This is a genomic window from Caulobacter sp. Root487D2Y (assembly GCF_001427165.1).
Classification (GTDB): domain Bacteria; phylum Pseudomonadota; class Alphaproteobacteria; order Caulobacterales; family Caulobacteraceae; genus Caulobacter.
In genome coordinates, this window is the sequence record NZ_LMFD01000001.1 from 562,520 (window position 1) to 585,862 (window position 23,343).

The following is a 23,343-nucleotide window of genomic DNA, read 5'->3' on the forward strand; positions in this document are numbered from 1 at the left end:
TCGTTGCGCCCCCCGCCAAGCCGGATCATCGTCCGCGGGTTGCGATGAGCAGGGGTGGGACGATGAGCGCCGAGCGCGCGCCCGCGGCCGCGGATCTGGAGCTGGTCGAGCGGCTGGCGCGCGAGATCGACGCGCTGGGCCGCGAGGTCGGCCTGCCGTTCATCGCCGTCAGCGCCGATATCTCAAGTCCCAGGCCCATGGTCGGCATGGACGGCCAACCCCTGGCCGAGACTCTGTTCCGCTGGATCGACCCGACGCTGGAATACTGGCGCGACCGGGCCTTCGCCCTGCGCGCGCCGTTCGTCTTCGCCACCCGCCTGACGTCCGAGCCGTTCTTCTTCCAGGACGGCCGGCTGCAGACCTGGCGGCGCACCGGCTGGACCCAGGCGATGGGGGCGATCGACCCGGGCGACATGTTCGGCGTGGCCACCGCGATCGTGGCTCCGGCCTATCAGCCGCGCGGCGTGATCGGGGCGGTCGTCTGGGCCTCGCCGGACGCGGACGTCGACGTGGCCGAGATCTTCGCGACCCGGGCCGGCGAGTTCCACCTGCTGGCCCTGCGTCTGACCGGCGCCTACCAGGAGGCGGCGCTGGGCCAGCGCAGGGATATGGCGCGCCTGACCCGGCGCGAGATCCAGTGCCTGAAATGGGCCGCGGCGGGCAAGACCGACGGCGAGATCGCGGCCATCGTCCAGATCGCCACCCCGACCGTCCGCTTCCACATGATCAACGCCGCCGACAAGCTGGGCGTGGCCGGCCGCTCCCAGACCGTCCACCGGGCGGCGACGCTGGGCTATATCGGCGCGGTCGGCGGCGCCTAGACGCGATCACCCGCGGCGCTCCGGTCAAATGACGGAAATCGGCTAGTCGCGGCGGGATTCTCCAAGCCGAGGCGGCGTCTCGAGGTCAGGCTGACGCTCCGATCAGGAGGTTCGTCATGCACCGTCTTTTCCTTTGGGCCGTCGCGCTGCTTTCGCTGGCCGGCGCCGCCCATGCCGAAATCCCCGCCTTCCCCGCCGCGTTCAAGACCCAGGAGATCGCCGTCAACGGCACGACGATCCACGTCCGGGTCGGCGGCCAGGGCCCGGCCGTCGTGCTGCTGCACGGCTACGGCGAGACCGGCGACATGTGGGCGCCGATGGCCGCCGACCTGGCCCGCGACCACACCGTGGTGGTCCCCGACCTGCGCGGCATGGGCCTGTCGAGCAAGCCGGCGGCCGGCGGCTACGACAAGAAGAACCAGGCCAAGGACGTGGCCGGGGTTCTCGACGCCTTGAAGATCGACAAGACCGACGTGGTCGCCCACGACATCGGCAACATGGTCGCCTACGCCTTCGCGGTGCAGAACCAGAAGCGCGTGACCCGCCTGGTGCTGATCGACGCCCCCGTGCCCGGGATCGGCCCTTGGGACGAGATCCTGAAGAACCCGCTGCTGTGGCACTTCCGGTTCGGCGGGCCCGACATGGAGCGCCTGGTCGCCGGCCGCGAGCGCATCTATCTGGACCGCTTCTGGAACGAGTTCTCGGCCGATCCGAAGAAGTTCGACGAGGCGTCGCGCGAGCACTACGCCAAGCTCTACGCCCAGCCGGGGGCCATGCACGCCGGGTTCGAGCAGTTCCACGCCTTCGACCAGGACGCCGTCGACAACAAGGCCTTCCTGGCCCAGTACGGCAAGTTGACCCTGTCTGTGCTGGCCCTGGGCGGCGAAAAGTCGTTTGGCCCGATGATGGCCACCGTCATGCGCGCCGCCGCCGACAACGTCACCGAGGGCGTGGTCCCCGCCTCGGGCCACTGGATCATGGAAGAGAACCCCAAGGGCACGATCGCCCTGGTGCGTCCGTTCCTGGACAAGCCCCTGTGAGGGCCCCTGTGAAAGGCGCCGTCCTCGGCCTCGTCGCGGTCCTGCTGGCGGCGTCGGGCGTCGCCGCCGCGCCCAGCGCCGAACTGCGCCTGACCCCTGCAGAGATCGCGGCCCTGGCCCAGGGCGGGGCCGGTCCGGGATCGTCCGGCGTCGCCGGAATCCAGACCTCGGTCCTGGCCGGCGATCCGACCAAGGCCGGGCCCTACACGATCCGGCTGCAGGCCCCGGCCAACACCCGCATCGCCGCCCACGGCCACCGCGACGAACGCACGGCGGTGGTGATCTCGGGGACCTGGTTCTTCGGCTATGGCGACAAGACCGACGAGGCCGGGGTCAAGGCCCTGCCGCCGGGCAGCGTCTACACCGAGCCGGCGGGCGATCATCACTTCGCCCTGACGCGGGACGAGCCGGTGGTGGTCTACATCTTCGGCCAGGGCCCGACCGACACGGTCTATGTCGATCCGGCGGACGCGCCTAAACCCAAGCCCTAGGCTCGGGGGCGGAGCGCAGATCGACCTCCGCGACCAGGAAATCGATCAGCGCCCGCACCCGGCTAGGCAATTGGCCGCCGTGGCCGACATAGACGGCGTGCAGCTCCTCAAGGTCGCCGGGATTGTAGGCTTCCAGCACCGGAACCAGCCGCCCGGCGGCCAGGTCGGCGCCGATGTGGAAATGGGCCAGCCGGGCCAGGCCCTGGCCGACCAGGGCCAGCTGGCGCGAGGTCTCGCCGTCGCCGGACGTGGCGTCGCCGTGGATCGGCAGCCACACCCGCTCGCCGCCGTCGACGAACGGCCACTTGTCGCAATGGCGGGTGAAGTTGAAGCCGATGCAGTTGTGGGCGGCCAGGTCGCCCGGCGTCTTGGGGACGCCGTGGCGGGCCAGATAGGCGGGCGAGGCCACCACGGCCATCGGGCTCTCGCCCAGCTTGCGGGCCATCAGCTGCGAGGCCCGCATGGGCCCGGTGCGGATGGCGACGTCGGTGCGGGCGTCCATCAGGTCGACGACGGTGTCGTTCAGCACGATGTCGAGGATCACCTTCGGATAAAGCGCCGAGAACCGCGGAACCAGGGGCAACAGATGATGCAGGCCGAACGGCACGTTGGAATTGATCCGCACCCGGCCGCGCGGGCTGATGCTGGCGGCCACGGCGCTCTCGGCCTCGTCCAGATCGGCCAGCACCCGCAGGGTGCGTTCGTGGAACAGCTGGCCCTCGGCGGTCAGGGTCAGCTTGCGGGTCGAGCGGTTGATCAGCCGCGCGCCCAGCCGCGCCTCCATCCGGCTGATCAGCTTGCTGACCGCCGAGGGCGTCATCCTCAGCGCGCGCGCCGCCGGCGAGAAGCCGCCCAGCTCCACGGCCCGGGCGAACACCTCCATCTCGCCCGAGCGGTTGATCTCCAGTCTGGCCATCTTTGACTTGAACTCACAGATGTCTGTCTTTCCGGCAGTCTAATTCATAGGACGGAGAGGGACTACCTCAGCGGCTCGAAATCGTTTCGGAGCCCCTGACCGTGCCTCTCGCCCTCTATGCCCTGACCGTCGGCGCCTTCGGGATCGGCGTCACCGAATTCGTCATCATGGGCCTGCTGATGCAGGTCTCGGCCGATCTGGGGGTCACCATCCCGCGGGCCGGCCTGCTGATGACCGGCTACGCCCTGGGCGTGTTCGTCGGCGCGCCGATCCTGACGATCGCCACCCGCCGCCTGCCGCGCAAGACCACCCTGCTGGTGCTGATGGCCATCTTCACGATCGGCAATGCCGCCGCCGCCCTGGCCCCGACCTACGGCCTGCTGATGGCCGCGCGGATCGTCACCGCCCTGGCCCACGGAACCTTCTTCGGCGTCGGCTCATTGGTCGCCGTCAGCCTGGTTCCGCCGCAACGCAAGGCCTCGGCCATCGCCATCATGTTCACAGGCCTGACCCTGGCCACCCTGCTGGGCGTGCCGTTCGGCGCGTGGCTGGGCCTGGCCTTCGGCTGGCGCTCGACGTTCTGGGCCGTCGGTGCGATCGGCCTGGTCGCCTTCGCGGTGCTGGCCGCCCTGGTCCCCCGCGAAAAGCAGGCCGCCGACCTGGCCCCGCTGCGCGAGGAGTTCGCCGTCCTGGCCCGGCCGCAGGTGCAGATGGGCTTGGCCATGACCGTGCTGGGCTTCGGCGGGGTGTTCGCGGTGTTCACCTACATCCAGCCGATCCTGACCGAACTGGCCGGCTATTCGAAGGCGGCCGTCTCGCCGATCCTGCTGGTGTTCGGCGCGGGCCTGGTCGGCGGCAACCTGGTCGGCGGCCGCTGGGCCGACAAGGCCCTGGCCCCGGCCCTGCTGGGCAGCCTGGCTGTCCTGACCCTGGTGCTGGTCGCCTCGGCGTTCGGCTTCCATGACCGGATCGGGGCGGTGGTCGCCGCCTTCGGCCTGGGCGCCGCCGCCTTCGCCACCGTCGCGCCGCTGCAGATGCGGGTGCTGTCGCAGGCCGGCGGCGCGGGCCAGGGCCTGGCCTCCAGCCTGAACATCGCCGCCTTCAACCTGGGCAACGCGTTCGGCGCCTGGCTGGGCGGGGCGGTGATCGCCCACGGCCCGGGTCTGGCTTCGGTTCCCCTGATCGCCGCCGCCGTGCCTTTGTCGGCCCTTGCCCTGGCCGCCTTCAGTCTCTCTCTTGAGCGTCGCGCCCTGCGCGTCGCCGCCCTCTGACCGCAAGGACGTCGGATCATGGAATACCGCCAACTCGGAAAATCGACCCTGAAGGTTCCGGCCCTCAGCTTCGGCGCCGGCACCTTCGGCGGCCAGGGGCCGCTGTTCAGCGCCTGGGGCGACACCGACGCCGCCCAGGCCCGCCGCATCATCGAGATCTGCCTGGAAGCGGGGGTGACCCTGTTCGACACCGCCGACGTCTATTCGAACGGCGCCTCGGAAGAGATCCTCGGCGCGGCCCTCGAGGGGTTGCGTGACCGGGCGCTGATCTCGACCAAGATCGGCCTGCCGACGGGCGACGGCCCGCTTGACCGCGGGACCTCGCGCCCGCGGCTGGTTCGGGGCGTCGAGGCGGCGCTCAAGCGCCTGCGCACCGACCGCATCGACCTGCTGCAGCTGCACGCGTTCGACGCCTTCACGCCGATCGAGGAGGTGCTGTCGGCCCTGGACGACCTGGTGCGGGCCGGCAAGGTGCTGCATGTCGGCGCCTCCAACTTCTCCGGCTGGCAGCTGATGAAGTCGCTGGCGATCGCCGACCGGCACGGCTGGCCGCGCTACGTCGCCAACCAGACCTACTACTCGCTGATCGGCCGTGACTACGAGCACGAGCTGATGCCGCTCGGGATCGATCAGGGCGTCGGGGCCATGGTCTGGAGTCCGCTGGGCTGGGGCCGGCTGACCGGCAAGATCCGTCGCGGCCAGCCGCTGCCGGCGGTCAGCCGTCTGCACGAGACCGCCGACTCCGGCCCGCCGGTCGACGACGAACGGCTCTATGCGGTGGTCGACGCCCTGGACGAGGTCGCCGCCGAAACCGGCAAGACCCTGCCGCAGATCGCCATCAACTGGCTGCTGCGCCGGCCGACGGTGTCCAGCGTGATCGTCGGGGCCCGCGACGAGGCGCAGCTGCGCCAGAACCTCGGCGCGGTCGGCTGGAGCCTGACGCCCGAGCAGGTGGCCCGCCTGGACGCCGCCAGCGCCGTGACCCCGGCCTATCCGCACTATCCCTACTGGCGCGAAGGCGGCTTCAAGATGGTCAATCCGCCGCCGGTCTGAGATTCGAGTCGTTTGTCCGTACGCGTTCCAATGCGGGCGCGAGCATGGATGGACGCGCGTCCAGCGCCGCGAAATGCGGCGCCGTCCGCAAGCTCCAGCGGCGCCGCGCGGGCAAACGCGCGGCGCCGTCGTGTTTGATTGACCCGTCGGAAGCGGCCGTCTCGCATAGCCCTCGAACCCCTGAGCCAGGGGTCCCAGGGGTCATTGTGCAAGGGGGGCAGGCATGCCGGTCAGTCGTCGTCATTTCATTCTCGCCATCGGCGCGGCCGGCGGCTACGGCGCCGCCTTCACCGCCATGCAGGCCCTGGGCCTGCTGGCCCCGTCCACGGCGTTCGCCGGCGCCCCGCCGGACCTGGCCCAGGGCGGGGGCGGCAAGGGCGCCAAGGTGGTGATCCTCGGCGCCGGCGTGGCGGGCATGGCGGCGGCGTGGGAGCTGGGCAAGGCCGGCTACGACTGCACGATCCTGGAGGCCCGGGCCCGCACCGGCGGCCGGGTCTGGACGGTGCGCCGGGGCGACAGGATCGAGATGACCGACGGCTCGCGCCAGGTCTGCGACTTCGACGAAGGCCAGTACATGAACGCCGGCGCCGCGCGCCTGCCCAGCCACCACCAGATCGTGCTGGGCTATTGCCGCGAGCTGGGCGTGGAGCTGGAGGTCGAGGTCAACACCAGCCGCAGCGCCCTGCTGCTCAATCCCGAGGCCAACGGCGGCAAGCCGATCCAGATGCGCACGGCGATCAACGACACCCGCGGCCATGTCTCCGAGCTGCTGGCCAAGGCGATCAACAAGGGCGCGCTCGACGCGGACCTGACGGCCGAGGACAAGGCGCGGATGGTCGCCTTCCTGAAGACCTATGGCGACCTGTCGCCGGACCTCTTCTACAAGGGCTCGCAGCGGGCCGGCCTCAAGATCGAGCCGGGCGCGGGCGACGAACGGGCCACGCCCTACGACCCGATCAGCCTGAAAGCCCTGCTCGACGAAGATCTCTGGAACGGCGTGCTGTTCGAGGAGACCATCGACATGCAGGCCACCATGTTCCAGCCCAAGGGCGGCATGGACGCCATCCCGCACGCGTTCGCCAAGGCCCTGGGCCCCAGGATCATCAAGCGCCAGTGCGAGGTCCGCCAGATCCGCAAGACGGGCAAGGGCGTGAGGATCGCCTACCACGACAAGGTCGCGAACAAGGACCTGGCGATCGAGGCCGACTACTGCATCTCGACCATCCCGCTGCCGGTGCTGGCCAGGATCGACGCCGATTTCAGCCCGGCCTACAAGGCGGCGATCACCCGCACGCCCTATCGCGACAGCATCAAGATCGCCTGGCAGGCCCCGCGTTTCTGGGAGGGGCCAAAGTACCAGATCTATGGCGGCCTCTCGTTCGTGAAGGGACCCAGCAACATGGTCTGGTACCCCAGCTACGGCCTGCATTCGAAGACCGGGGTGATCCTGGGGGCCTATGCCGGCGGCCGGGCGGCGGACCAGCTGGCCAGGATGTCCCGCGCCGACCAGATCGAGCACACCCGCAAGGTCATCGAGGCCATGCATCCCGGCTGCGGCAAGCTGCTGGAAAAGCCCCTGCAGGTGCAGTGGGCCGCCGTGCCCTACAATCTCGGCATCGGGGTGGGCTGGGCCAGCGACGACGAGCCGGACTATCACCTGCTGGGCCAGCCTGACGGACCGATCCACTTCGCCGGCGAATATCTCAGCCATGTCGGCGCCTGGCAGGAGGGGGCGATCCGCGCCGCCCACCGCGCCATCGTCATGCTCGACGCCCAGCACCGCAAGGGTCAGGCGGTGACGGCTCAGCGGATCATCTGATCCGTGGACTGACGGCTATCTCGCGCCCGTCTTCATCAGGGCGGCGCGGGACGGCAGCACCTGGGCCATGAAGGGCAGCAAAGCCGCGCCGACCGCCGGTCCGTCGGCCGAGGTGGCGGCCCGCTCGACCCGGGCCAGGGCCGGCACGTCCTCGATCCGCGCCAGGTGGGCGTTGACCGCCGCGACCAGGCGATCCAGCAGCGCGGTGGGCAGCCGTCCGCCCACATAGATGGCTTCCGGATTGACCAGGCAGCTGATCGACACGAACGGCTGGACCAGCAGCTTGGCCGCCAGGGCGATCCAGTCCTCGACCAGGGCCTGGCCCTCGGGCGACAGGTCGCTCAGCTGGTCGGGGCGGGTCACCACGATCCCGCCCGCCTCGAGATGGGCGTAGAGCGCCGACAGCGAGACGATCTCCTGCAGCGAGCGGGCCTGGGTCCTGGACGAGTTGACCGGCAGGAAGCCGATCTCGCCGCTGCGCCCCTGGGCCCCGCGGAAATAGTCGCCCTCGATCACCAGGCCGCCGCCCAGGCCCGACGACACCAGGACATAGAAGAAGCTGGGCCGGCGCAGGCCATGGCCGAACTGCAGCTCGCCCAGGGCGGCGGCGGCGGCGTCATTTTCCAGGAACACCGGCAGGGGCAGGATGTCGGCCATCAGCTTGCCGATGTCGGCCGTGCTCCAGACGTCGTAGTTCTCGGGCCGATGCGGCAAGTCCACCCGGCCCAGGTCGTCGGGCAGGGCGACGCCGATGCCCGACAGGCGCGGCGGCTCGCCCTTCCACGCGCCCAGCATTTTGCGGATCTGGACCTTGCAGAATTTGGCGACGTCGGCGGGCAGCGGGAAGTCGATCTCCTGGCTGGCCCGGGCCCGCACCGCGCCCAGCAGGTCGAGCATGACGATCGTGATGTGGTCGCGGTCGATATTGACGCCGATCGACAGGCAGCCGTCGGGATTGATGGTCAGGTTCATGGCCGGCTGGCCGCGCGCGCCCTGCACGCGGCCAGCCTCCAGGATCAGGCCGTCGTCCAGCAGGCGCTTGGTGATGTTGGCCACGGCCGGCGGCGTCAGGCCGGTGATCTGGGCCAGAATCACGCGGGTGATCGGGCCGCCCACCCGGATGGCCTGCAGGATGACCCGCTGATTGTGGTCGCCGACCCGCTCGAGATTGGCGCCCGACAGGCTGGCGCCGGCGGTGCGCTTCCGGTTCGATTTGCGCGGGACTTCCAAGGACGGCATTCGATAACCTTCGACCAGACGCCCTAGTAGCACCGTGGCGCGGGTGGTGGCGAGAGCGCCGCCGTCGTCCGCGAATTACTTAAATTGCTTTCTTTATTCTGGCTTGCTGACTATTGAGGCAGCTGGAGGCGCGCCGAAGCGCGCGCCGACAAGCAGCGAACGGGCGGCTGGAGGAAAGCGGGCTTGATGCAAGTGGGCGTGGATTTTGGCGGCACGAAGATCGAGGCCGCCGCCCTGGCGCCGGACGGACGGTTCCTGGCCCGTGTACGCGCGCCCAATCCGGGATCCTACGACGCCGCCATCGCCACGGTCCGCGACCTGATCGCCCAGGCCGAACAGCAGGCCGGCGGTCGCGGCTCGATCGGCGTCGGCGCGCCCGGTTCGGTGTCGCCGCGCACGGGCGTGATGCGCAACGCCAACTCCACCTGGCTGAACGGCCGCCGGTTCCGCGAGGACCTGGAAGCGGGCCTGGGCCGGCCCGTGCGGCTTGCCAACGACGCCAACTGCCTGGCCCTGTCCGAGGCCGTCGACGGCGCGGCGGCGGGGCTGGCCGGGGTCTTCGCGGTGATCATCGGCACCGGCTGCGGCGGCGGCCTGGCGATCGACGGCAAGCTGGTCGAGGGCGCCAACGGCGTGGCCGGCGAATGGGGCCACACGCCCCTGCCCTGGCCCAGGCCGGAAGAATCGCCGGGCCCGGCCTGCTGGTGCGGCCGGCATGGCTGCCTGGAGACCTGGATTTCCGGCACGGGCTTTCGCCGCGACCACGCCGAACGCACCGGCCAGGCCCTGGCCGGCGAGGCGATCATCGCCGCCGCCCGGGCCGGCGACGCCGAGGCTCAAGCCAGCTTCGACCGCTATCTCGACCGCCTGGGCCGAGGCCTGGCGGTGATCTGCGACATCGTCGACCCGGACGCCTTCGTGTTCGGCGGCGGGCTGTCGAACGTCGCCGAGCTCTACGAGCGCCTGCCGGCCTTCATCGAGCCGCACGTGTTCTCCGACGGCTGGCGGGCGCGGCTGGCCCCGGCCCAGTGGGGCGACTCCTCGGGGGTGCGCGGCGCTGCGCGCCTGTGGACCCCGGCCGAGGCCGCCGGCCATGCCGCGGCCTGACCGCCGCGCCCTCGTCCCCATGGTCCTCTGGGCCGCCTCGCTGGCCTTCGGGGCCGCGGGAGCCGCCTTCGCCGATGACGGTCCGCCCGTCACCGTCGCGGTCAGCGGCGGCGCGATCCGGGGCGAGGCGCGCGGCGCCGGGGCGGTGTTTCGCGGCGTGCCCTTCGCCGCGCCGCCGGTCGGCGAGCGGCGCTGGACGCCGCCGGGGCCGATCCAGCCCTGGAACGGAACCCGCGACGCCAGCGTCTCGGGCGCGCCCTGCCTGCAGCGGTCCTACGGCTGGAACGCCAAGGACGCCGCCGACAGCCGCGAGGACTGCCTCTATCTCGACATCCGCACCCCGGCCCTGAAGCCCGCCGCGCCCCTGCCGGTGATGGTCTGGATCCACGGCGGGGCCAACCGCGCCGGCTCGGCCCGAGGCACGGTCGAGTCGAGCCTGGTCGAGCAGGGCGTGGTGCTAGTGTCGATCCAGTATCGGCTGGGCGCCTTCGGCTTCCTGTCGCATCCCGGCCTGACCGTCGAGGGCGGCGGAGCATCGGGCAATTACGCCCTGATGGACCAGATCGCCGCCCTGCGCTGGGTGAAGGGCAACATCGCCCGGTTCGGCGGCGACCCGGGCAATGTGACGATCTTCGGCCACTCGGCCGGCGGCCAGGACGTGGGCCTGCTGATGCTGGCCCCGGAGGCCCGCGGCCTGTTCCGCAAGGCGATCGAGCAGAGCGGCACGGCGGGCTTCGGCCTGCCGCCGCGGTCGCTGGCCCAGAACGAGAAGCTCGGCGAGGACCTGGCCCGCGCGGTCGGCGCTCCGGACCTGGCGGGACTGCGCGCCGCCTCCGGCCCGGCTTTGCTCGACGCCGCCGATCGCCTGAAGCCGCCGATCCCCGACGACGGCTTCATCTGGCTGCAGGCGGTGGTCGACGGGGCGGTGGTCCGCGAGGCCCCGGCCAAGACCCTGGCCGCCGGCCGTCAGGCTCGGGTTCTTCTGATCGTCGGTAACAGCGCCAGCGAATTGTCCCTGTACGGCGGGGCGGCCAACGCCCGCAATTGGATCACCACCAACTACGGCGGCGGCGCCGGCCGCGCCCTGGCGTTCTACGAGATCGAGGGCGAGGCCCCGGTCTCCGATCGGACCGCCGGCCAGATCGCCGCCGACACCGGCTTCCGCTGCCCGGCGATCTGGGTCGCCGCGCGCCAGGTCGAGACCGGCGCGGGCGTCTGGCGCTACGAGCTCGGCGTGGCCGCGCCGGGATCGGGACCCGTGCGCCACGGTTCGGAACTGCCCTTCGTCTTCGACACGTCGCCCGCGGGATCCAGCCAGGCGGCCTGGCCGCGCCTTCAAGCCTATTGGGCCAATTTCGCGCGCACCGGCGATCCGAACGGCGCGGGACTGACGCCATGGCCGACCGCCGACGCGACGGGGCGCGCGCTGGATTTCACCCCGTCGGGCCCTGTCCCGGCCCGAGGCGGCCACGAGGCGCTCTGCCGCCTGCTGCCGCGACCCTGACGTCGACCTGACACTGATGAAGCGGCCCGCAGAGGCCGTCCCACCGAGGAGGAAACATGATGAGCCACCAGATCCGCCGGATTTCGCGCCTGTCGCTGCTGGCCTCCTGCGCCCTGTTGGTCGCGGCCTCGGCCGGCGCCCAGACATCGTCCGTCCAAGGGCCCTACAACGCCGACCTGCCGCGCGGCGGCGACGGCCTGGCCAAGCCGCTGGCGGGAAATCCCCTGCCGGCCCAGGGGCCCTGGTCGCTGCAGGGTTGGATTTCGCCGACGACCGTGTCGGCCGGGCGCGTGGTCGTGGCCGGGGTGGGCGACCCCGTCGGCGGCGGCCGCTTCATCGTGCTCGAGGACGGCGCGCCGGCGGTCTCGATCGGCTCGACGACCGTGAAGGGCCCGGGCGCGCTGAAGCCCGGCGCCTGGACCCATGTGGCGGCGGTGTCGGACGGGGCGAAGGTCACGCTGTATGTCGACGGGGCCAAGGTCGGGGAGGGGGCGGCGTCGCCGGTCGCCTCGGCCTCGACCCTGCAGCTGGGTCCGCGCAAACCGGCCGGAACCGCGCCGTTCGGCGGCAGGATCGCCGGCTTCACGGCCCAGGCGGCGGCGCTGACGCCCGCCGAACTCAAGGCCCTGGCCTCGACCAAGCCCGACCCCGCCCTGACGGTGTACGAACCCGGCAGCCCGACCTGGCCGGTGCAGGTGCGCCAGATGTACGGCCAGGTCACGCCGCAGGACGCCTGGACGCGGCCCAGGAGCAAGGCGTCGTTCTCCAAGGCGATCGCCGTCGCGCCCTATGCCGGCCCGGCCCTGGTCGCCGCCCCCCTCACCGAAGGCGCCGACGCCTGGACCCTGAAGCGCTGGTCGCTGGTCGAGGCGCCGAAAATCAGTGATGGCGGGACAGCGCTGTCGAGGCCCGGCTACGACGCCAAGGCCTGGTATGCGGCCACCGTGCCCGGCACGGTTCTGACCACCCTGGTCGATCGCGGCGTCTATCCCGATCCGGACTTCGGGCTCAACAACACCGCCATCCCCGAGAGCCTGAACAAGCAGGACTACTGGTATCGCGCCGAGTTCGTCGCGCCGACCGGCCAGGACGGCCGCCATCAGCAATTGGTCTTCAAGGGGATCAACTACGCCGCCGAGATCTGGCTGAACGGCGAGAAGCTTGGCGATCTGAAGGGCGCCTTCATCCGCGGCCAGTTCGACGTGACCGGCAGGCTGAAGCCCGGCGTCGCCAACGCCGTCGCGGTCAAGGTCTCGCCGCCGCCGCATCCGGGCCTGGCCCATGAGGAGTCCCTGACCGCCGGGGTCGGCGAGAACGGCGGGATGCAGGCCCTGGACGGCCCGACCTTCATCGCCAGCGAGGGCTGGGACTGGATCCCCAGCGTCCGCGACCGCAACACCGGCCTTTGGCAGGACGTGGTGCTGCGCTCGACCGGGCCGGTGCGGATCGGCGACAGCCATGTGGTCACCACGCTTCCCCAAGTGGCTGGCCAGCCGGACAACAGCGTCGCCGACGTCGAGATCACCGTTCCGGTCGAGAACCTGACGGGCGCGGCGGTCAAGACGACCGTGCGCGCCGCCTTCGATGACGTCGCCGTCGAGACGACCGTCATCCTCGCCCCCGGCAAGGGCAGGGTGGTGTTCAGCCCGGCCGACTTCCCGCAGCTGTCGGTCAAGAATCCCAAGCTGTGGTGGCCCAACGGCTACGGCGCCCAGACCCTGTATGGCCTGCGCCTGTTGGCCTCGGTCGACGGCAAGCCGTCCGACCAGAAGGACAGCCGCATCGGCCTGCGCCAGATGACCTACGAGCTGTCGCTGATGGATTCCAAGGGCGAGCTGCGGCGGGTCGAGGTCGACTATTCCAAGGCCCGCCAGTTGGGCCAGGACGTCACCGACGGCAGCCACGAGGGCGTCCGCAAGGTCGCCGACGGCTGGGCCACCTCGCTGACCAAGGCGGGCGAGACTTCGCCGGCGGTGAAAGACGTGCCCGACACCGGCCTGACGCCCTATCTGGTCATCAAGGTCAACGGCGTGAAGATCGCCGCGCGCGGCGGCAACTGGGGCACGGACGACTGGCGCAAGCGCGTGTCGCGCGAGCGGCTGGAGCCCTATTTCCGCCTGCACAGGGACGCCCACCTCAACACCATCCGCAACTGGGTGGGGCAGAACACCGAGGACGTCTTCTACGACCTGGCCGACGAGTACGGCCTGCTGGTGCTGAACGACTTCTGGGCGTCGACCCAGGACTACCAGCTGGAGCCGCAGGACGTGCCGCTGTTCCTGAAGAACGCCGCCGACGTGATCGGCCGCTATCGCAACCACCCCTCGATCGCCCTGTGGTTCGGCCGCAACGAGGGCGTCCCGCAGCCGATCCTCAACGAGGGGCTGGAGGCGCTGGTCCACGACCTGGACGGCACGCGCTGGTACACCGGCAGCTCCAACCGGGTGAACCTGCAGAACAGCGGGCCCTATAACTATCGCGAGCCCGAGACCTATTTCACCGAGCACGCCAAGGGCTTCTCGGTCGAGGTGGGCACGCCGTCGTTCCCGACCCTGGAGGCGTTCGAGGCGGCCGTGCCGGCCCCCGACCGCTGGCCGATCAGCGACGTCTGGGCCTATCACGACTGGCATCCGACCGGGAACGGCGCGACCAAGACCTTCATCGACGCCATGACCGCCAAGCTGGGCGCGCCGACCAGCCTTGAGGACTTCGAGCGCAAGGCCCAGCTGATGAACTACGAGACGCACCGGGCGATCTTCGAGGGCATGAACCAGGAGCTGTGGACCAGGTCGTCGGGCCGCCTGCTGTGGATGACCCAGCCCGCCTGGCCCTCGACCATGTGGCAGATCCTCAGCCACGACTACGACACCCACGCCTCGTACTACGGGACCCAGAAGGGCTCGGAGATCGTCCACGTGCAGATGAGCCAGCCCGACCACCGGCTGGCCCTGGTCAACAACGGCCTGACGCCGATCACCGGCGCGAGCCTGCGGGCTCGTGTCGTGGGACTGGACGGCGCGGTGCTGGCCGACCGGACCTCGCGGATCGACGCGGCCGCCGACAGCACGGCGCTGGGCGAGACGCTGGACCTGTCCGGTCCGCTGACGCAGGGCGCGGTGGTGGTCCGCCTGGACCTGGCCGCCGCCGACGGCGCGCCTTTGTCGAGCAACCTCTACTGGGTGGCGCGCGACGCCGAGGGCGAGCGCAAGCTGTCGGCCATGGCGGCCCAGCCGGTGTCGATCGCGGCCGCTTCGACCGCCGCCGGCGCTGAAACGGTGGTCACGGTGACCCTAGCCAACACCGGCTCGGCCCCCGCCCTGAACGGCAAGCTGACCCTGGTCGACGCCAAGGGCGCGCGGATCCTGCCGGCCTACTACGCCGACAACTATGTCTCGCTGCTGCCCGGCGAGCGACGGACCGTCGAGATCCGCTATCCGGGCGAGGCGAGGGCCGGCGCCAAGGTCGAGCTGCGGGGCTGGAACGTGGTTCCGGCCAAGACGGAGGTGCGCTGATGCTGGATCGTCGCGCCCTGCTGACGGCCGGGCTTGCCTCGTCGGGATGGGCCGTCCCGGGCCTCGCCCTGGCCCAGACCGCCGCCTCGCCGCAATGGCCCTCGGAGGAGGAGCGGCTGCGCGCCGACTGGCCGTTCCTGCAGCGCTACGCCGCCGAGAACGCGGTCGACCGCGAGCTCCCGCCCGAACGTCGCCGGGTGGTGTTCATAGGCGACTCGATCACCCAGGGCTGGCGCGACTTCCATCCGGCGTTCTTCGCCGACAACGGCCTGCTGGGACGGGGGATCGGCGGCCAGGTGACGGCCCAGATGCTGGTGCGGTTCTGGCCCGACGTGGTCGCGCTGAAGCCGGCGGCCGTGCACATCCTGGCCGGGGTCAATGACATCGCCCAGAACGCCGGCCCCTACGACCCGGCCGCCACCCGGGCCGACCTCCAGGCCATGACCGTGCTGGCCCAGGCCAGCGGGATCGCCGTGATCCTGGCCACGATCACCCCGGTCGCCGAGTTTCCCTGGAGGCCGGGCCTGGGTCCCACCGCCAAGGTGGCGGCGCTGAACGCCTGGCTGCGGACCTGGGCGGCCGAGCGCGGCGCGGCGCTGGCCGACTACACCGGGGTGCTGGACGACGGGGCGGGCGGCATGAGGCCGGGTCTGGCCTACGACGGCGTCCATCCGACCCGCGAAGGCTATGCCGTCATGGAGCCCGTGGCCCTGGCGGCGATCGGCCTGGCCCTGGCCCGGACGTGACTTGAAAGTCGCATAACCAAAATCGTTTTCGAAATATCCTGTCCAAAGTTGACAGCGCTGTCGGTTCTCCATAGGTTGAACCTACCGGCACTCCAAAAAAAGCCGGAACTCCACGGGAGGATGCGCACGCATCCCTCAAACTTCCGCGTCTTGGCTCGTTCGGCTCCGCTGATCGAGACTGAGAACTGCTGCCGCACATCAGGGGAATGCATAATGACCACAACGTCTTATCGATCACGCACGGCTCTGCTCGGCGCCGCCTCGGCCATGGTGCTGCTGAGCGCCAGCCAGGCCATCGCCCAGGCCGCGCCGGCTCAAAACGACCAACCATCCCAGGTTGATGAAGTCGTCGTCACCGGCTTCCGCGCTTCGCTCGCCAACGCCCTCAGCCTGAAGAAGAACTCGGACCAGATCATCGAGTCGATCACCGCCGAGGACATGGGCAAGTTCCCCGACCAGAACATCGCCGAGTCGCTGCAGCGCCTGCCGGGCGTGCAGATCGACCGGGAGAACGGCCAGGGCACCAAGGTCCGCATCCGCGGCCTCGACCAGAACGTCACCCTGCTCAACAGCGACACCTTCTTGTCGGGCCTGGAAGCCTTCCGCCTGGGCGAAGGCAACGCCAAGCAGACCAACTCGCTGGAGGGCATCCCCTCCAACCTGCTGGCGGGCGTGGACGTCATCAAGTCGCCGCAGGCCGACCAGATCGAAGGCGCCCTGGGCGGCACCGTCAACCTGAAGACCCGCAACGCGCTGGACATGACCAACGACCTGACCCTGGCGCTCGACGTCGCCGGCAACCAGGGCTCGACCGACGGCAAGCTGAAGCCGAATCTCTCGGCGGTGGTCGGCTACAAGTTCACCGACAACTTCGGCCTGCTGGGCAGTTTCACCTACGACGAAAACTGGATCGACACCGAGGTGCTCAGCGGCGAGAACCGCGGCGGCTGGGCCTACCTGAACCGGCCCACCGCGACCGGCAACAACCAGGTCCAGACGGGCACGACCAACCTCTGGTCGCCGGAATATCGCTACAGCAACAACCGCCACCAGGAGCGCAAGCGCACCGCCTTCTCGCTGAACGCCGACTGGGACGTCTCGGACACGGTGACCCTGCGGGCGGACTGGTTCCACTCCGACCTGAAGATCTTCACCGGCGAGCACTCGCTGAAGTGGGCCTACGCCAACGAAAACGCGATGTACAATTCGCAGGGCCTGGCCAAGAGCAGCAACGACGTCCTGCAGTCGGGCATGGTCACCGCCAACTCGTCGGAAGGCGACACCTTCGCCAAGAACGCCAAGGCCAAGACCGACAACGTGCAGTTCGCCCTCGACTGGAACGGCACGGAGCGCCTGAGCGGCAAGGTCCGCGCCGCCTGGTCCAAGACCGACTACGCCTCGACCTCGGGCCAGGTCGACACGCGCTACACCCAGTACACGGTGCGTGACGGCGGCGCGGGCTTCGCCCCGAACGCCACCGCCCCGCTGACGGCGACCTACGGCTTCACCAACGGCGACTACCCGATGTTCACGCCGGCGGCCAACCTGGCCACCGCCATGACCACGCCCAGCTCGGTGTTCTTCAAGTCGCACTGGGCGTTCGGCGACAAGTCCAAGCTGGACGACAAGGCCATCACCGGGGATCTCAGCTATCGCCCCGAGTTCGGCGAGGGCGCCAACATGGTGCTCACGGGCGGCCTGCGTTACTCGGAAAACAAGGTCACCTCGGACTATGGCCGCTACCTGGCCGACTACTCGGCCAAGGGCGAACTGCCGGCCAGCGCCCAGGGCACGACCGACCACGGCGTGTTCGTCGACTGGACCCCGCTGGGCTACTTCCAGGACGGCGCGATCGGCCTGAAGAAGTGCGACATCGCCTTCTACGGCTGCGGCCGCTTCGGCAATTCGCCCGCGGTGGTCACGCCCTACCAGACCGCCGCCTCGGCCCCCAGCCGCGCGGTCACCGACAACGTTCACGGCGTGAACGCGATCTTCCAGGACTACGGGCAGATGAAGAACCCGGTGAACTGGATCCAGGCCCTGTATCCGTCGACCAAGTTCGCCTTCTACCGCGACCCGATCGAGTCCTTCAAAATCAAGGACGCCACGACCTCGGGCTACGTGATGGCCGACCTGGGAGACGAGGGTTACCACATCAACGCCGGCGTCCGCGTGGTGCACACCAAGCTGACCATCGACTCGTCCAACACGCCGGTGACCCCGCTGTGGTGGGGCACCGACAGCTGGAACGGGATCCTGAAGAACCCGGATTCGGCCCGCACGGTGCGCGAATACACCGACGTCCTGCCCAGCATCAACGCGGTGTTCAACGTCACCGAACAGGACAAGGTCCGGGCGACCGGCGCCCGCGTCGTCGCCGCCCAGAACCTGTTCGACCTGGGTCAGGGCGCGTCGTACAACTTCACCCGCTCGTCGACCCCGGGGCCGAACTTCGACAAGTTCCTCTACACCAACGGCAGCGGCGGCAACCCCAACCTCGACCCGTTCCGCGCGTCGCAGTTCGACCTGGCCTGGGAGCACTATTTCGGCAGCCAGGGCCTGATCTCGGCCGGCGTGTTCTACAAGACCGTCGACTCGTTCATCGTCCAGAACACCTTCCCGGTGACGGTGAAGGACCAGTCGGTGGCCGGCGCTTCGACCGGGACGTTCACCTCGGTGGTCAACGGCGAGGGCGGCGAGATCAAGGGTCTGGAGGCTCAGGCGCAGTACGCGTTCGAGAACGGCCTGGGCTTCACGGCCAACTACACCTACTCGGACTCCAAGTCGCCCTACGCCAACGACTTCTCCGACAACCTGCCGATCCCGGGCGTGTCCAAGCACGCCTTCAACGTCCAGGGCTATTTCGAGAGCGGTCCGTTCTCGACCCGCCTGTCCTATGCCTGGCGTGACAAGGCCTACCAGGGCAACTACGGCTTCGGCTCCGGCGCCGACGTCCACAACCTGGGCATCTACAACGAAGCCTACGGCCAGCTGGACGGCCAGGTGGCCTACGACATCACCCAGGATCTGAAGGTGACGCTGGAGGCTTCCAACCTGACCAAGGAAGACAACAAGGCCTACCTGCAGTTCTCCGAACTGCCCCTGCGTTTCGTGTCGGGCGACCGGCGCGTCTCGTTCGGTCTGCGCTACCGCTTCGGCCGCTAGGGCCTAGGCACGGGATGGCCATGGCTCCTGGCGAGCCATGGCCATTTTTCTTGAGCGTCGCCGTCGTCAGGCGGAGGATCGGACGCACGATCCCTGGGCGGCGAGGCGTCACCAGGCCGGGAAGGAACGGCGACATGTCGGACGGAACTTGGATCCAGAACATCGTCATCGTCGGCGGCGGAAGCGCCGGATGGATGACCGCCGCGGCCCTGGCGCGCGGTCTTGATCGCCGCTACCGGATCCAGGTGGTCGAATCCCAGGACATCGGGGTGGTCGGCGTCGGCGAGGCGACGATCCCGCCGATCCGGCTGTTCAACGCCATGCTGGGCCTGGACGAGGCCGAGTTCATGCGCGAGACCCGGGCGACCTACAAGCTAGGCATCGAGTTCCGCGACTGGGGCGGCCTGGGCCAATCCTATTTCCACCCGTTCGGCGTCTACGGCCTCAACGCCGAGATGGGACATTTCTTCCAGTACTGGCTGAAGCTGAACCACGAGGGGGGAAGCCTCGCCCTGGCCGACTATTCGCTGTGCGCCCAGGCGGCCAAGGCCGGCCGGTTCGACCGCCAGAGCGACGACCCGCGCGATCCGATGTCGACCTTCGGCTTCGCCTATCATTTCGACACCATTCTCTACGGCCAGTACCTGCGCCGCTTCGCCCAGGGCCTGGGCGTCGCGCGGATCGAGGGCGAGGTCGTCCAGGTCGACCAGGATTCCGAAACCGGCTTCGTCACCGCCCTGCGGCTGAAATCCGGCGCCAGCGTCGAGGGCGACCTGTTCATCGACTGTTCGGGCTTCAAGGGCCTGCTGATCGAGCAGACGCTCAAGGCCGGCTACGAGGACTGGTCGGCCTACCTGCCGATGGACCGGGCGGCCGCCGTGCCCTGCGCCCTGCGCGGCCCCCTGTCGCCGTACACCACCTCGACGGCCCGCGAGGCCGGCTGGCAATGGCGCATCCCGCTGCAGCACCGGGTCGGCAACGGCTATGTCTATTCCAGCCGCTTCATCTCGGACGAAGACGCCGTTTCGACGCTGATGGGCAATCTCGAGACCGAGCCTCTGGCCGACGCGCGCCTGCTGCGGTTCGCCACCGGCCGCCGCCGGAAGATGTGGGACAAGAACGTCGTCGCCATCGGCCTGTCCAGCGGGTTCATGGAGCCCCTGGAGTCCACCAGCATCCATCTGATCCAGGCCAGCATCAACAAGCTGCTGCAACACTTCCCCGACCGCCGGTTCTCGCCCGCCAACCGCGAGGCCTATAATCGGCGCATCGCGGTCGACATGGAGACGATCCGCGACTTCCTGATCCTGCACTACAAATCCACCACCCGCGACGACGCGGCCCTGTGGTCCTATGTGCGCCAGATGCCGATCCCGGACTCGCTGGCCGACCGGATCGAGCTGTTCCACGAGCGCGGCCAGCTGGTCATCCATCCCGACGAGATGTTCACCCCCACCTCCTGGCTGGCCGTGCTGCTGGGACAGGGCGTGCAGCCCCAGGGCTACTCGCCGCTGGTGGCGGACCAGGACAGCCGGGCGATCGCCGACGGCTTCCGGAACATGAAGGCGTTGATCGCCCGTCGGGTCGACGCCATGCCCGGCCACGCCGACTACATGAAACGCCACGGCATGTGGGCCGCGGAGGCCATGGTGGCCTGACGCCCCGCGGCGCCCGGCCTCTCCCCGACATCCATGGAGGTTCAGCAAGGTACCGCTATCAAGTCTCTGGACAGCGCTGTCAATTCATGGTGCAGTCAGGACCGTCAAGAGGGGCGCCAGCCCCCGCTTCAGGGAAGGGAACACCCACACCGCGCCCGCGCGCCCGATAGAGGCGAGCGGCGTCCACGAAATTCCTATCCGTCCCGTTCCAGCGCCGATTCGTCGGCGGGGACGACGCGCCTTCGTCAGACCCCTCCGACGGCGGCGTGACTGGATCCCCTTCATCGGGGGCTCTCCAAACTCCGGCGCGACGATGTTCTCCCCGTCGCGCCGGTTTTTTGCCGCGCAATGACCGCCCGCGCCTCTGTCGCCTGGGCCGCTTCTTGAAGGTGTTGAATGACCGTCCGCTCCCGTCGCCTTCTGATTTCGGCCCTCGTCGCCTCGACCGGCATCGCCTCGACGGGTCTGCCGGGCGCGCCGGCCTTCGCCCAATCAGACCCGGCCGCGTCGGCGCAATCGGCCATCGCCCATCCGGCCCAATGGCCCGCGGCGGCCAGCCCGGCGGCGATCACCGACGTCAAGACCGAAGCCTTCATCACCCAGCTGATGGCCAAGATGAGCGTGGAAGAGAAGGTCGGTCAGACCATCCAGGGCGACATCGCCTCGATGACCCCGGCCGATCTGGAGAAATATCCGCTGGGCTCGATCCTGGCCGGCGGCAACTCGGCGCCGGGCGGCGATGACCGCGCTCCGCCCAAGGCCTGGATCGACCTGGTCGACGCCTACCGCAAGCAGGCCCTGGCCGCGCGGCCGGGCCACACGCCGATCCCGATCATGTTCGGCATCGACGCCGTGCACGGCCACAACAACATCGTCGGGGCGACGATCTTCCCGCACAATGTCGGTCTGGGCGCCATGCGCGACCCGGCCCTGATCCGCCGCATCGGCCAGGCCACCGCCGAAGAGGTGGCGGCGGTCGGCGGCGACTGGACCTTCGGTCCCACCGTGGCCGTGCCCCGCGACGACCGCTGGGGCCGCAGCTACGAGGGCTATGCCGAGGATCCCGAGGTCGTGAAATCCTATTCGGGACCCATGACCCTAGGCCTGCAGGGCGAGCTCAAGCCCGGCGCGAGCCTTGGCGTCGGCCATATCGCCGGCTCGGCCAAGCACTTCCTGGCCGACGGCGGCACCGAGGACGGCAAGGACCAGGGCGACGCCAGGATCTCCGAGGCCGAACTGGTCGCGATCCACGCCCAGGGCTACCCGCCCAGCATCGACGCCGGCATCCTGACGGTGATGGTCTCGTTCTCCAGCTGGAACGGCCAGAAGATGACCGGCAACAAGACCCTGCTGACCGACGTGCTGAAGGGCCGGATGGGCTTCCAGGGCTTCGTGGTCAGCGATTGGAACGCTCACGGGCAGGTCGCCGGCTGCACCAACGCCAGCTGCCCGCAGGCGATGAACGCCGGGCTCGACATGTACATGGCGCCCGACAGCTGGAAGCCGCTCTACAACAACACCCTGGCCCAGGTGAAGGCGGGCGAGATCCCGATGGCGCGGCTGGACGACGCCGTGCGGCGCATCCTGCGGGTCAAGGTCAAGGCCGGACTGTTCGAGCGCGTCGCCCCGTCCGTCCAGGGACAGCTCGAGCGGCTGGGCGCGGAGGAGCACCGCGCGATCGCCCGCGAGGCGGTGGCCAAGTCGCTGGTGCTGCTGAAGAACGACGGCGTGCTGCCGGTCAAGCCGGGCGCCAGGGTGCTGGTGGCCGGCGCGGCCGACGACATCGGCAAGGCCTCGGGCGGCTGGACCCTGACCTGGCAGGGCACCGGCAACAAGAACAGCGACTTCCCGCACGGCCAGTCGATCTGGGGCGGGATCGAGCAGGCGGTGAAGGCGGCCGGCGGCCAAGCCGAACTGGCGCCCGGCGGCCAGTTCAAGACCAAGCCCGACGTGGCCATCGTGGTGTTCGGCGAGGACCCCTATGCCGAGTTCCAGGGCGACGTCGCCAACCTCGGCTACCAGCTGGGCGACAAGACCGACCTGGCCCTGCTCAAGAAACTGAAGGCCCAAGGCATCCCGGTGGTGTCGGTGTTCCTGTCGGGCCGCCCCCTGTGGGTGAACCCGGAGATCAACGCCTCGGACGCCTTCGTGGCGGCCTGGCTGCCGGGCAGCGAGGGCGGCGGCGTCGCCGACGTGCTGGTGGCGGGCAAGGACGGCAAGTCCAAGCGCGACTTCCAGGGCAAGCTGGGCTTCTCCTGGCCCAAGCGCGCCGACCAGGGCCCGCTGAACCGCGGCCAGCCGGGCTATGATCCGCAATTCGCCTATGGCTACGGCCTGTCCTACGCCAAGCCGGCCACGGTCGGGAGCCTGCCGGAAGACCCCGGCCAGGCCGCCGCCGCCGGCAGCGTCGACCGCTATTTCGTGGAAGGCCGCCTGCCCGCGCCGTGGCGGATGGACTTCCTGGGGGCGGGCTCGGTCAAGTCGATCGACGCCGGGGCCCAGGAGAACGCCCGCCAGGCGGCCTGGACCGGCCAGGGCATGCTGGCCATCCACGGGCCGCCGGTCGACCTGTCGCGCCAGACCACCGGCGACATGGCGGTGATGGTCCGCTATCGGATCGACGCCGCCCCGACCGCCCCGGTGACGATGAGCATCGGCTGCAGCGACGACGCCTCGTGCGGCGGCGCGGTGGATGTCTCGGGCCTGCTGAAGGACGCCAAGCCCGGCGAGTGGAGCAGCACCAAGATCAAGCTATCCTGCTTCCAGACGGCCGGGGCGAAGATGGACCATGTCACCGCGCCGTTCGTGGTCAGCACCAGCGGGCCGTTCTCGCTGTCGCTGACCGAGGTGCGGCTGGCCTCGAACGAGGGCGACGCGATCTGCCCGAAATAGGTCGATCAGCCCAGTGCGTGGTCCTCGTCCTTCGACAAGCTCAGGATGAGGACCATTCCGCAGGCCGAAGAGAAGAAAACCTCATCCTGAGCCTGTCGAAGGGCGAGGT

At 69.7% G+C, this 23,343-nt stretch carries 15 protein-coding genes; 13 read left to right on the top strand and 2 right to left on the bottom strand.

Annotation, left to right across the window (positions count from 1 at the left end; translation table 11 throughout):
• Positions 1-62 precede the first annotated feature (62 nt).
• The 3 genes from ASD38_RS02565 (at position 63) to ASD38_RS02575 (ending at position 2,352) form a co-directional block, all read left to right on the top strand.
• On the top strand, positions 63-821 hold the full coding sequence (locus tag ASD38_RS02565; protein WP_056457292.1) for a helix-turn-helix transcriptional regulator: 759 nt from the start codon (positions 63-65) through the stop codon (positions 819-821).
• 116 nt (positions 822-937) lie between these two features.
• Complete coding sequence (locus ASD38_RS02570; RefSeq protein ID WP_056457295.1) at positions 938-1,861, top strand: alpha/beta fold hydrolase; 924 nt, start codon at positions 938-940, stop codon at positions 1,859-1,861.
• Positions 1,862-1,869: 8 nt separating this feature from the next.
• Complete coding sequence (locus ASD38_RS02575; RefSeq protein ID WP_056457297.1) at positions 1,870-2,352, top strand: cupin domain-containing protein; 483 nt, start codon at positions 1,870-1,872, stop codon at positions 2,350-2,352.
• On the opposite strand, the gene ASD38_RS02580 is transcribed toward ASD38_RS02575, so the two are convergent.
• A complete protein-coding gene (locus ASD38_RS02580) occupies positions 2,336-3,268 on the bottom strand; it encodes a LysR family transcriptional regulator (RefSeq protein WP_056457300.1) in 933 nt (310 codons plus the stop codon). The genes ASD38_RS02575 and ASD38_RS02580 overlap by 17 nt on opposite strands.
• Before the next feature lie 101 nt (positions 3,269-3,369).
• Here ASD38_RS02580 and ASD38_RS02585 point away from each other — a divergent pair, with 101 nt between their 5' ends.
• From ASD38_RS02585 to ASD38_RS02595, 3 genes are all read left to right on the top strand, one after another.
• Positions 3,370-4,539, top strand: a complete 1,170-nt coding sequence (locus tag ASD38_RS02585; protein ID WP_056443998.1) for an MFS transporter — start codon at positions 3,370-3,372, stop codon at positions 4,537-4,539.
• A gap of 18 nt (positions 4,540-4,557) precedes the next feature.
• Positions 4,558-5,592, top strand: a complete 1,035-nt coding sequence (locus ASD38_RS02590; RefSeq protein ID WP_056457302.1) for an aldo/keto reductase — start codon at positions 4,558-4,560, stop codon at positions 5,590-5,592.
• A 223-nt stretch (positions 5,593-5,815) separates the two neighbouring features.
• Complete coding sequence (locus ASD38_RS02595) at positions 5,816-7,411, top strand: flavin monoamine oxidase family protein (RefSeq protein ID WP_056457305.1); 1,596 nt, start codon at positions 5,816-5,818, stop codon at positions 7,409-7,411.
• 15 nt (positions 7,412-7,426) lie between these two features.
• On the opposite strand, the gene ASD38_RS02600 is transcribed toward ASD38_RS02595, so the two are convergent.
• Entirely contained in the window at positions 7,427-8,650 is a 1,224-nt protein-coding gene (locus ASD38_RS02600) for an ROK family transcriptional regulator (RefSeq protein ID WP_056457309.1), read from the bottom strand.
• 183 nt (positions 8,651-8,833) lie between these two features.
• On the opposite strand from ASD38_RS02600, the gene ASD38_RS02605 reads away from it, so the two are divergent.
• From ASD38_RS02605 to ASD38_RS02635, 7 genes are all read left to right on the top strand, one after another.
• Positions 8,834-9,757 carry an ROK family protein gene (locus ASD38_RS02605; RefSeq protein WP_056457311.1) on the top strand — a complete coding sequence of 308 codons (924 nt, stop codon included), beginning with the start codon at positions 8,834-8,836 and terminating at the stop codon, positions 9,755-9,757.
• Positions 9,744-11,261, top strand: a complete 1,518-nt coding sequence (locus ASD38_RS02610; protein WP_056457314.1) for a carboxylesterase/lipase family protein — start codon at positions 9,744-9,746, stop codon at positions 11,259-11,261. Before ASD38_RS02605 ends, ASD38_RS02610 begins: the two co-directional genes overlap by 14 nt.
• A 59-nt stretch (positions 11,262-11,320) precedes the next feature.
• Positions 11,321-14,773, top strand: a complete 3,453-nt coding sequence (locus ASD38_RS02615; RefSeq protein WP_056457317.1) for a glycosyl hydrolase 2 galactose-binding domain-containing protein — start codon at positions 11,321-11,323, stop codon at positions 14,771-14,773.
• Entirely contained in the window at positions 14,773-15,519 is a 747-nt protein-coding gene (locus ASD38_RS02620) for an SGNH/GDSL hydrolase family protein (RefSeq protein ID WP_056457320.1), read from the top strand. The genes ASD38_RS02615 and ASD38_RS02620 overlap by 1 nt, the downstream gene beginning before the upstream one ends.
• Before the next feature lie 213 nt (positions 15,520-15,732).
• Entirely contained in the window at positions 15,733-18,684 is a 2,952-nt protein-coding gene (locus tag ASD38_RS02625; protein ID WP_056457323.1) for a TonB-dependent receptor, read from the top strand.
• A gap of 134 nt (positions 18,685-18,818) precedes the next feature.
• Positions 18,819-20,342 carry a tryptophan halogenase family protein gene (locus tag ASD38_RS02630; protein ID WP_056444023.1) on the top strand — a complete coding sequence of 508 codons (1,524 nt, stop codon included), beginning with the start codon at positions 18,819-18,821 and terminating at the stop codon, positions 20,340-20,342.
• A 396-nt stretch (positions 20,343-20,738) separates the two neighbouring features.
• A complete protein-coding gene (locus ASD38_RS02635; RefSeq protein WP_082560647.1) occupies positions 20,739-23,234 on the top strand; it encodes a glycoside hydrolase family 3 protein in 2,496 nt (831 codons plus the stop codon).
• Positions 23,235-23,343: the final 109 nt, after the last annotated feature.